The 3,597-nt window shown below is 64.4% G+C and carries 5 protein-coding genes; 1 reads left to right on the top strand and 4 read right to left on the bottom strand.

Features of this window, described 5'->3' with window-relative positions:
- A partial coding sequence (locus tag VNT59_RS10440; RefSeq protein ID WP_325498340.1) for a peroxiredoxin occupies window positions 1-464 on the top strand: 464 nt, incomplete at its 5' end.
- A 95-nt stretch (window positions 465-559) separates the two neighbouring features.
- Here the strand turns inward: VNT59_RS10440 and VNT59_RS10435 are convergent.
- From VNT59_RS10435 to VNT59_RS10420, 4 genes are all read right to left on the bottom strand, one after another.
- On the bottom strand, window positions 560-1,129 hold the full coding sequence (locus tag VNT59_RS10435; RefSeq protein WP_325498339.1) for a cysteine hydrolase family protein: 570 nt from the start codon (window positions 1,127-1,129) through the stop codon (window positions 560-562).
- 26 nt (window positions 1,130-1,155) lie between these two features.
- The gene (locus VNT59_RS10430) at window positions 1,156-1,638 is read right to left on the bottom strand and encodes a nuclear transport factor 2 family protein (RefSeq protein WP_325498338.1); all 483 of its coding nucleotides are present in this window, start codon (window positions 1,636-1,638) and stop codon (window positions 1,156-1,158) included.
- Window positions 1,639-1,736: 98 nt separating this feature from the next.
- Complete coding sequence (locus tag VNT59_RS10425) at window positions 1,737-2,261, bottom strand: Rossmann fold nucleotide-binding protein (protein ID WP_325498337.1); 525 nt, start codon at window positions 2,259-2,261, stop codon at window positions 1,737-1,739.
- A 651-nt stretch (window positions 2,262-2,912) separates the two neighbouring features.
- A complete protein-coding gene (locus VNT59_RS10420) occupies window positions 2,913-3,299 on the bottom strand; it encodes a hypothetical protein (RefSeq protein ID WP_325498336.1) in 387 nt (128 codons plus the stop codon).
- Window positions 3,300-3,597 lie beyond the last annotated feature (298 nt).

Raw genomic sequence — 3,597 nt, 5'->3', positions numbered from 1 at the left:
CATTCAAGTTGCAGGACCAGGCCGGCAAGTGGCACTCGCTCGCCGACTACAAGGGCAAATGGGTGGCGCTGTACTTTTACCCGAAGGACGACACGCCCGGCTGCACCACGCAAGCCTGCAGCTTCCGTGACAACGTGTTCGCCTTCAACAAGGAAGGCGCCGTGATCCTCGGCATCAGCGTCGACGACGTCGCCTCGCACAAGGCCTTCGCCGAGAAGCACGGCCTGCCGTTCACGCTGCTGGCCGACGCCGACAAGGCGGTGACCAAGCGCTACGGCGTGCTCAAGACCTACATGGGCGTCATGGAGATGGCGCGGCGCGACACCTTCATCGTCGACCCGCAGGGCCGCATCGCCAAGCACTACGAGTCGGTCAAGCCCGAGGGGCACTCCGAACTGGTGCTCGCCGACATCAAGGCCCTCAAGGCCCAGGCAGCGGGTGGCGCGAACAAAGGCGGTCGGTAGCCGAGCGCAGGTCCGCTCGCGTCAGTGACGCTTGAGCCGGACCAGGGAGGCAAGGTTCCGAGGCTGGGCGCTGCGCAAGGGCGCCGTGCGTGTGCTCACGCTCCCGCGGCCGTGCTGCGCAGCGTCGTGGCGATTTCGGAGGCCGCGCGTACCGACGCGAAGGTGCCGTTCAGGGCAGCCAGATACGCGATTTGCACGTCCGCCGCGGCCACCGTGTCGCCGCCGAACTGCAGGTCCCGGGTTGCGCAGGCGTCGTGGGCCAGGGAGCACTGGAATCCCAGGTCCGCTGCGGCCCTCACGGTCGTGTCCACGCACATGTGGGTCATCATGCCTGCGATCGTCAGGTGCTCCGCGCCCAGCTCGCGCAGGCGGGCGTGGAGGTGCGTATCCCGGAATGCGCTTGGGAAATGCTTGACGATCACGGTCTCGTCGCTCCGCGGCTGCACGGCGGCATGGATCTGCACGCCCGGCGAGTCCGGCAGAAAGAAGCTCGCGCCGGCGCGCGTGGAGACATGCTGCACGTGAATGACGGGGAGCCCGTCGCTGCGGAAAGCGGCGAGAAGCGCGGCCGCCTGCGCCACGGCAGCGTCCGCATCGACGAGCTCCATGCGGCCGCCGGGAAAGTAGTCGTTCTGGAGGTCGATCAGGACGAGGGTGTTGGTCATGGCACCGATGTCTGAAGTTGGCGGTTCTAGGGCTTGAAATTGGAGACGTTGCCTACCCGGTACCAACTGCCTCCGCGACGTTCGTACAGTTCTATCCAAGCCGATTCAAACGCCAATGGCTCGGAGCGTCCGTCGGGTGTCGCCTGCAGCCCTGCGGCCCGGACTTGCACGATGACCCAGCCAAGGCTGCCATCCTCGGACACGCGCACGACGGGTGGAACAAGGTCGATGTACTCCGTGAAGCGGGTGGTTCGCAGATAGCGCTCGAGACGTGCCCTGCGCTCGTCGAGAGTCGGTTGTGTTATCTGACCACGGCTGGCCACGACGTAGTCGGGCGCCTCCGCACGCAAAAGAAGTTCCGCGTTCGACTCGCGGTGAGCCCGCATGGCCTCCTCATGCAGGGCCAGCAACTCCGTCTGCGCTTCGAGCGACGGCACGATGTTCGTGGAGGCGCACCCGGTGAGAAGTGCGGCGAGGGTCAGGACGGACACGAGGAAAGGACGATTCATTGACCCCTCCATCCGCGACATCGAACGGTGGAACGCAGCGCCGCGCGTCGAGGTGCACGTTCGGCGCCTTATCTCACAAGCCTGTGAGCCAGCGAGAGTCAGGCCACCGCCTGGAGCAATCCGAGACCGCGGAGATTTGTTCGCAGCTCCGCTACGGAGCTCCAGGGGAGGATCTGGGAATTTTCGCGCTCATCCGGAGGATTGGAAGGCAGTTCATCGGACCAACCACCGCAGCCAACCAGCGGAAGCAACGGGCGTCGGTGCAGCCAGGCCAGGTGAACTTCAGACTTCGTGCCGGCGCGCCCACCAATGACGATGCAAGCATCGCCGGCAAGCGCCATCAAGAGGTTCCGCGCATCGCCCATGCCACACGGAAGAACGACGGTGGCCGGCCAGTCCGCTGGCGGCATCTGATCGGGCGGCACGATGCTGAGCACCAGACCTTTTGCCTGAAGCGCACGTTCCGCGGCAACACGAGTCGCCGGGCTGCCGCAGCCGCTGACCACGGTGATTCCGAGTTCCGCCAGCGCTTCGCCCGCCTGCCCGGCGAGTTCGTACGCGCGCGAGCCAGGCTCGGCGCTGCCGAGGATGCAAACTTGCGGTTTTCGATGAGTGAAGTTCATGTGGGGTTCGTACCGTCAGAAGCGCAACTAACACGCCGTAACGCACCGGCCACCGGATGCCCGAATCAAGCCGCGCCCGCAAGCGTCGGCTTGACTGATCGGTCAGGCCCCGGACCTGGTAAACGGTAGTTCGAGACCATGTTCCAGAACCCGCAGTCCACCTTGTGACCGGGGCGCCGTTCAGTCCAGGAACTTCCAGGTCTTGGCACCATCAAATCTCCGAACTCGAGTTGACTCGATCACAGCCGGATCAAAGTTGCGAAAGTTGACGCCCATCCTGCTGCCGGTGCGACCGATGGGTTCCCAGTGGGTCACGCAGCCGCAAGTGGCGCATCTGCAAAGCGCAAGACACTTGTCACCCCAAACGTAGCGGTCCAGTGCACCCCTGGGAGCAATGATCTTCACCTTGCTCTTGTCGTAGTAGCCGAAGATGCCACCGTGGCGACGGCAGATTGAACAGTTGCAACTGGTGAGGCTCCGCGGCTTGCGCGGAACCTGGATCTTTACAGTTCCGCAATGGCATGAACCCGTGAGCATGGCTCTGCCCTCTGCATGCGGCCAAACGACAAAGATCAGCCGCGGCCGTTGAGAAGTGAAGCGACGAGACAGACGCGGGCCGGATCCGCTTGCTGGGCGCCAGCTGCACTGGCTCTATCTGACTCCCCGAAGCCGCGCCCCGACCCGCGGCGCAATCAGTGTGGTAATGAGGACGAGGGGCCACAGGTTACCGCCCTGCAGCGTGTAGGCGTCAAGCAGCCGCTGCCAGGACTGGTGCTCCGCGTAACCCACTGCGGTCTCAAACCCAAGGGTGAGCACGAGCCACAACGTGCCGATCCACCAGAAAGCACGGAGCGGAAGCTTGCCGAGCCAAGGCGCAGCGAGTGCAGCTGCGGCCACGATGACGGAGCACAACACGACGCCGCTGACAAAGCGAGCCAATGTCGGCCCGAGTGCATGGACGAGAGCGATGTCCCGCAGCGCGCCGTTCAGAATCGCGAGCATGAGAATGGCGATCCAGACGAGAATCGATTTGAGCAACGCTTGAGTTGGCACAGCTACGCTTCCGACGTTCAATGGTTGAGCCGAGCGCCGCGCGCGCAGACGTTTGAGCCTGGCATTCTATCTGTCACGCGTCCGCTCCGGCCGGAGGCCAGGCTTCGTGCTGGACCGCCTCTGCTTTGCGGCGGTCGAGTTTGTATTTTTCCCAAGCCGCCTGGGAAAGTGATGTTGCCGGCACAGTGCGTCCGGCCCGTGGCGATCGATTGCTGACGCGGCGCCTACGCTTTGAGCGCCTTGATCGCGTCGTCGAGCCCGCGCAGCGTCAGCGGGAACATCC

The organism is Ramlibacter sp. (assembly GCF_035554825.1).
GTDB lineage: Bacteria > Pseudomonadota > Gammaproteobacteria > Burkholderiales > Burkholderiaceae_C > Ramlibacter.
Note: the sequence above shows the minus strand (reverse complement) of the source record. Positions and strands in the feature narration are given on the sequence as shown.